The sequence below is a fragment of the Xanthovirga aplysinae genome (assembly GCF_009711365.1).
GTDB lineage: Bacteria > Bacteroidota > Bacteroidia > Cytophagales > Cyclobacteriaceae > Xanthovirga > Xanthovirga aplysinae.
On the sequence record NZ_SMMB01000589.1, the window covers coordinates 1 to 2,565 of the forward strand.

Consider the following 2,565-nt stretch of genomic DNA (forward strand, 5'->3'; position numbering starts at 1 on the left):
TTTTCCTCAAAAGTTGTAAGAGGTGTGCTTATTCCTGTGATCACCGGAATATCATTGACAGATAGGACTTCGATTGAAAGCTGAAAGATTTCACTTTCGGCCATACCATCATTGACTGAAATCGGAATATTTAATATTCCACTAAAATCTAGGGCCGGAGTAATTTCATTGTTGGTTACCGAATAATTTTCACCGTCAAGGACTGTCAATGAGAAATCGCTTGGGTAATCATTGTCAACATCAGTCACTACAAGGTCCGTTAGTAAGATCTCTAAAGAATTATCTTCTGGAATAGATATTTCATTTTTCAGTTCAATGATTTGTGGCAAATCATTTATTGGCTCTATTTTAATTGTTAATTCCTTTGAATATGAATAATTCTCTTTCTCTCCGTCATCGGAAGTAATTAGAAAGGTTTGTTCTCCAAATTTATTTTCTACAGAAGATATTTCCAGTATTCCGGTAGATTGATTAAAACTGAATTCCACTAATTCCGAATCATCTGGTGAGATGGAATAAGACACTACTTGATCAATTTCATCGGAGGGTGTATTTATTTGGTGAATTTCCAGACTATGATTTCCTATAAAATCTTCCTGAAAGGATTTTTCTCCAATAATCTCAAATTCCGGTTGAGCGTTAAATGATCTTTGAAACTTAGAGAAGAAAATGTCATTAAAGCCTTCAATGGGAAGGCTAGTTTCGTTAGGCTCATCCTTACCAAAGATTATATTACTCCGATAGAAGCCTGTGACATAGATATTTCCTTGACCATCAACTTCAATATCATTCCCCTGATCCCATTCCTCTTCTCCAGCCGATGTGACCCATATAAATTCACCCGATGGAGAAAATTTAGCAACAAAAAAGTCGCTAGCTCCTGAGTTTAAAATTGTAGTATCATTTCTCTCATTAATACCAAATTGTATTTCACCACCATAATATCCAGTGATAAACACGTTTGAATTTGTATCGATTGCTAACCCAATCCCACGATCATCTTCTATACTTCCCGCTGTTTTTGCCCATAAAAATCCCCCCTCAGAACTATATTTCGCTAGGATAATATCTTCCGATCCAACACTTGAAAGCTGGATTTCTCGATCAGTTCCCTCCCCTAGTAAAATGGTACTTGTAAAACTTCCTGCAAAAAGAACGGAGCCTGTTTTGTCGATTTTTAAATCCCCACTAATATCACTTGCCCCCCCAATAAACGGATCGATAGCCCAAATAAAGTTACCTTTATTATCGAATTTGACGATAAATGATGATTCATTTCCATCGTTGAGAGTGGTTTCGTTTGATAGTCCTTCACCAAAGGTCACTGAGTTAAAATAATTTCCAGTGATAAAAACGTTTCCTTGTTCATCTAAATCTATATTTTTACCACCACTGTGATTCGATCCACTGCTAGCCTTTTGTATCCAAATTAAGGATCCATCAGTATCATACTTTGCCAATAGAAAAGTCGAGCTTTCAGATGTCAATGTGGTTTCATTGGGCTCACCTTCTCCGAAGGTCACTGTACCCCAGAAAGTTCCAGTTAAATAGATATTACCACTATCGTCAACTATAAGCGCTCTTCCACCGGGATTGTCATCATTATCCCCTCCTTCGTTAATTGCCCACAGTAAATTTCCATTTGGATCATATTTGGCAATAAAGATCTCCCCGGAAATTCCACTAAGAGTGGTTTCGTTAGTTTGTCCAACTCCGAAAGTAGCTTCCTGGAAAAATGTACCTGAAACATAAACGTTTCCGCTAACATCAATATCTATTGCGTAACTGGTTGAGGCTTCCATTTGTTGTACCCATAGTAGTTCTTGAGAAGCACTGTATTTTGCAACAAAAGATCCGTTTATATTCATTGTGGTTTCATTTGTTTCACCTTCCCCAAAAACTGCTCCTATTGACCCTGATCCAATTGAACCAGTTATATAGAAATTACCTTCCTCATCTAATACAATACTACTTTCTTGCTCTGAGGACATATCAGGAGAATCACTTCCAATTCTTTTAGCAAATACTAATTCTTGAGATAAGGCAATATTGTTGCAACAAACGAGTAGCAAAATAAAATAAATAGTTAAGTAGTTTTTTATCATGTTGTTCATTATTCAGGTTTTTATTATCACTAAGCGTCCGGCTGGCTGCTGTGGTTTATTAGCGTTGGCTTTTGCGCCCTGGAAAAGCTTGGCTGCTCGCCATTGTAAGCCACTGTTTTTAATTTAAAAATTTATACTCTGCTCCAGATTCCTTCAACTTATATTTGTGATTTCCTTCACAATTGAAACAATCAAAGGAGTCAGCCTCAAAGATCATTTGCTTTTCGTTACTGTATATTATCAAAGTCACTTGGTGTGGATAGCCTTTCTTTGGAACATCGATATTTCCTTCTAAGGCCCGTAAACTATCCAATCCTGCTAAAATTATAGTTTTCACATCTCCAACAGTTATTTCCAAACTGTCTATAATAATCCCAAGTTCCTTTTCGAAGCTAAAATGATGTCCCCATTCCATACGATTGGTATTGGAAAAAAATTTTAGCAGTAGGTAACCGATAAC

At 36.6% G+C, this 2,565-nt stretch carries 1 protein-coding gene and 1 pseudogene; both read right to left on the reverse strand.

Annotation, left to right across the window (positions count from 1 at the left end; translation table 11 throughout):
- Positions 1-2,114: pseudogene (locus E1171_RS03000) on the reverse strand (hypothetical protein); the annotation flags it as partial.
- A gap of 109 nt (positions 2,115-2,223) precedes the next feature.
- A partial coding sequence (locus tag E1171_RS23565; protein WP_222931360.1) for a hypothetical protein occupies positions 2,224-2,565 on the reverse strand: 342 nt, incomplete at its 5' end.